At 37.2% G+C, this 4,474-nt stretch carries 5 protein-coding genes; 3 read left to right on the forward strand and 2 right to left on the reverse strand.

Annotated features, from left to right (window positions below):
• Both BUB87_RS14815 and BUB87_RS13630 read right to left on the reverse strand, forming a co-directional pair.
• Window positions 1-221 (reverse strand): hypothetical protein (locus BUB87_RS14815; protein ID WP_234946055.1); only part of this gene is annotated, 221 nt, incomplete at its 3' end.
• A gap of 26 nt (window positions 222-247) precedes the next feature.
• Entirely contained in the window at window positions 248-1,537 is a 1,290-nt protein-coding gene (locus BUB87_RS13630) for a glycoside hydrolase family 36 protein (protein WP_234946056.1), read from the reverse strand.
• Window positions 1,538-1,840: 303 nt separating this feature from the next.
• On the opposite strand from BUB87_RS13630, the gene BUB87_RS13635 reads away from it, so the two are divergent.
• From BUB87_RS13635 to BUB87_RS13645, 3 genes are all read left to right on the forward strand, one after another.
• Window positions 1,841-3,226: a methyltransferase MtaB domain-containing protein gene (locus BUB87_RS13635; RefSeq protein WP_073346594.1), complete on the forward strand. Its 1,386-nt coding sequence runs from the start codon at window positions 1,841-1,843 to the stop codon at window positions 3,224-3,226.
• Window positions 3,227-3,316: 90 nt separating this feature from the next.
• The gene (gene larE, locus BUB87_RS13640; RefSeq protein ID WP_073346595.1) at window positions 3,317-4,159 is read left to right on the forward strand and encodes an ATP-dependent sacrificial sulfur transferase LarE; all 843 of its coding nucleotides are present in this window, start codon (window positions 3,317-3,319) and stop codon (window positions 4,157-4,159) included.
• 68 nt (window positions 4,160-4,227) lie between these two features.
• A partial coding sequence (locus BUB87_RS13645) for a transposase (RefSeq protein WP_200792852.1) occupies window positions 4,228-4,474 on the forward strand: 247 nt, incomplete at its 3' end.

Below are 4,474 nucleotides of genomic sequence, written 5' to 3' on the forward strand. Positions count from 1 at the left end.
TCTAATCCATCATAATTTCGCTGATTTTTCTCGAATTGACGCGCTACACTATCTTTTTTATCATTAAGGAAGATTGATAAATACAAATTTCTATTGTTCAACAGTAATTCGATATAAGTATTAATAAGCTGGGTATATAGTTTTTGAATTTTTAGAAGCTCGTCCAATTTAATTCTTGTAGGTTTTCCATACAAAAATACACTTTTTATATGTTCGCTCACATGATCACCTCCTTCCTGCTTATATTTTAGCACATATTCCCTTTGCCCGCTGAATTCCGGCTTTCATCTCTCCAATGAATTGGAGAGGATTCCCGCCGGTTCTTCCTAAAATACTCGATAGAAGTTTTACCCGGCTTGAACCTTTTTACTTTGGAGCTATCCTGTATACCCCAAAGCATAAAATCCGTTTTAAAAAATTCAGCTCCCCATTCTCTCATGGTCCTGAAAACCTTCCTTATGTATTCCATAGCTTCAGGATGACTTGTATCAAGCACATAATACTCTTCATCTCTATAGCCCCATACTTTCGGTTCATTGTACCACTTCCACGGTGTAACGGGTTTACCATCTTTAGTATACAAAACCCAGTCAGGATGATCCTTGTACAGCTCACTCCTATTACCCACCATAAATGGCGCTATCCATATCCCCGGTTTAAAACCATATTTTTTTATAATCTCAAAAGCCGCCTTAAGACCATCAGGCCATAAGTGGTTATGATCCAGCCAATCGCCAGCCGACTTAAAATATCCTGCATCTATCTGTATATACTTTATCCCCAAAGGAGGTTCAATCTTTGCAAACCCTTTTAAATACTCTTCTAGAATTGACTGACTCAAATTATTATAAAGATAATACCATGAACACCAATGATAAGCAGGGGGCTGAACATTTCGAGCATTCATCGCAGACCCAATCATCTTAGCAGTATTTTCAAGTCCACGCTCTAAATTTTCGTCACAAAAAACGTATATAGAAGGGAGCTCAATTGCAGCATCAGGTATGTTTTCAAGTCTAAAGCCCGCAGAAAAACGCTTATGTACCTCATCTCTCGAAATGCATTGAACATCATAACGGTTCATAAACCTGTCGTGAGATTTTGCAAAAAAGTATGTCCACACATTTTTACCTTGAAGAGCAATCATTCCGAAGCTATCGGCTTTTTCCTCTTTTCCCTCAAGTTCATCAATATCGGTATATCCAGATGGCCCTCCCAAGCCAAAACCTTGCCTATAAAGGCCTCTTATACCTTCTATTTCAGCTTGAAAAACCGGATAAAACCACCTAGGTGCTTGCGAAAAACCAAAAAGAGTGCTTTCAATGACTATTTGTTCACCATCTGTAATTAATTTAAGCAATATGCTTCCCTCAATGAGCTTATATTCTATTATTACAACATTATCCTGCCTTTTTACCTCAATACCCAGCGTCTTTATAGGTTTTTCATCAATTCCCGGAAAACAATCTACAATCTTGAAGCTGCCTCTTTGAATAGTAAAAGCACCATTATGCTGTACTTCAATGGACAGGGACATCACACAAATCATCTCCCTTTGAGTGCTTAACCTTAATGTTAATACAAAAGAAGGCGTCTCGTCTTTAGCTATAAAAAAATTACCTTACTCCATTTTTAGCCACTAATATTATTATAGGCCAGCAAGAACAAAATATCAAATGGCACAAGGAATTTTGTAGAAAAAAATAATGAAATTGAAAATAAGGCAAATAATAATCGTAAATATATAGATTAGTACAAAAAAAGGCAATATATTTAAAGATTATCTTTAGTTCTATATGATAAAATTCTAGTAAACAAATTGGCTAAGGGGGATATAAATATGAGGAAAAGATTTACTGCATTAACTTATTCATCTATAGATGATTTTGTTTATGGAAATGCAGCAAAACCGTTAAAGATGAAAAATGGTATGGTAATAGGTGGCGGAACGGTTTACCCTGAGATTAATTTTACATTGCCGCCGATGAATATCAACAAAGACACAATGCCTGAGGTTAGGAAGCAATATCATGAGATGATCGAAGGGGTATTAAAACGAGCCGTAGAACTTCATGCACCTGGCATCGTAGTAGAAATAGAGCTATTGCCAGATATGACTGCAGTGCCTGAATGGGGTATAGAAGTATGTAAAATAGTAAGAGAAAGGATGTACGAATACGAACAAAAACTGGGTTTAAAGAGTCTTATGCGCATCACGCCCAATGATAACAGGGACATGATAAGACCGCCAAAAATGCGCGCAGGTTTATATGTGGAAAACATGTATAAAACTTTTGAGGGATGCGCCAAGGCAGGTGCTGATTTTCTGGCTATCGAATCAACTGGCGGTAAAGAAGTAAATGATGATGCCTTGTTAAACGCCGACCTAAAAAAAGTGTTATTTTCACTTGGAGTGTTAGGCTCAAGGGATATGGAGTACCTATGGGGTAAGATAGTAGATATTGCCAATGAAACGGGAACCTTAGCAGCAGGAGATAGTGCCTGTGGATTTGCTAATACAGCCATGGTATTAGCAGACCAGGGATTTATACCAAGAGTATTTGCAGCAATTGTGAGGGTAGTTGCTGTTGGCCGTTCATTAGTGGCTTATGAAATGGGGGCAGTAGGACCCAGCAAAGACTGTGCCTACGAAGGTCCCTATATTAAAGCAATTGCAGGCATACCTATAGTCATGGAAGGAAAATCCAGTGCTGGTGCCCATTTAAGTCCTGTAGGTAATATTGCGGCAGCTGTAGCAGATCTATGGAGCAATGAGTCTATACCGAATATAAAGCTTTTAAGTGATATGGCGCCGACAGTATCCATGGAACAGCTTATATACGACTGTAGGCTGATGAATAAGGCTGCTGCCATAAGCCGTGAAGATGCACTGAGACTCAGGGATTGGCTGACTGACTCTGATAGTTTTCTAGATCCCCAGGCATATATACTGAGGCCTGATGTAGTTTTAAAGATCAGTGGCGAAATCATTAAAGGACAAAATGATCTAGAAAGGGCAAAGATAGGCGCATATGCCGCCATTAAAGAACTCAAAAAAGCAGTTGAAGAAAAAAAAGTCAGTGTACCCGAGAGGGAATTAAAATGGCTTGATATAATGGAGGCTCAGGTAGAAGAAACGCCTGATGACGAAGAAGAGCTGTGGTATCAATTAAAAGATGAGATCGACCCTTCAAAGTTTATTGCTGAAGAATATGGTATAAAATAGTATTTAATTATAGGTTGACAATATAGATTATATAATTTATACTAAGTTTATATGAATAGTATAAATTCTCAAAACTAAGGGGGAACTAAATTGGATGAAATTTTGCAGCAAAAGCTAAACGTTTTAAAATCATACATTAAAGAACTGGGTAGTCTTGCTGTGGCCTATTCCGGTGGTGTAGATAGCACGTTTTTGATAAAGGTAGCCCATGACGTACTAAAAGACAAAGCTCTGGCTGTTACAGCTCGTTCTTCTACATACCCTGAGAGAGAATTTAATGAGGCAATAAAGTACATTCAAGAAATCGGGGCGAGACATATAGTCATTACATCTGAAGAACTTGATATTGATGGTTTCTCTAGCAACCCTATAGATAGATGTTATTATTGTAAAAAAGAACTTTTTCAAAAGGTATGGAAAGTTGCAAAAGAAAACGGAATAGATCATATAGCAGATGGTTCCAATTATGATGATTTAAATGATTATAGACCCGGCATGAAAGCAGCACAGGAACTTAAAGTAGTCAGTCCACTCAAATTCGCAAAGCTTACCAAAAAAGACATAAGGGCATTGTCAAAAGAGATGGGCCTTCCAACCTGGGATAAACCGTCATTTGCATGTCTATCTTCCCGGATTCCCTATGGTGAGTTGATTACCCGGGAAAAGCTATCAATGATAGATAAGGCTGAAAATTTCCTTATAGAGCTTGGCTTCAGGCAGCTAAGAGTAAGGCACCATGGTAATATCGCCAGGATTGAGCTGGGCGAAAAAGATTATGATAAAATCTTAAATAAAGATTTGATGAAAAAAATAGCAGCAAAATTGAAAGACATAGGTTTCACGTATGTGACATTAGACCTGGAAGGATATAGAACGGGCAGTATGAATGAAGTGCTGAAAGAAAGAGCTGAGACTGTAAAAAATTTTGTGTAAAATGATTAAAAACCTCTTTCTTGGTAAGAATTCAAAAATAAAACAAACCGAGAAGGAGGTTTTTAAAAATGTCAATTTTGACAAAGGAACAATTAAAAAATTTCATCAGTGAAAACAATATTCAATCTATTCCAGACCTTTATGCGTCATTAAAAAACCTTTTTAAAGATACTATCCAAGAAATGCTTGAAGCAGAGCTTTCTACAGAGCTTGGATATGAAAAGTATGAGAAGAAAGATAAAGATACTCCAAACTCAAGAAATGGATATACCCAAAAGACTGTAAAAACTCAATTTGGTGAAATGGAAATTGATA

The sequence above is a fragment of the Caldanaerobius fijiensis DSM 17918 genome (genome assembly GCF_900129075.1).
Taxonomy (GTDB): Bacteria; Bacillota; Thermoanaerobacteria; order Thermoanaerobacterales; family Caldanaerobiaceae; genus Caldanaerobius; species Caldanaerobius fijiensis.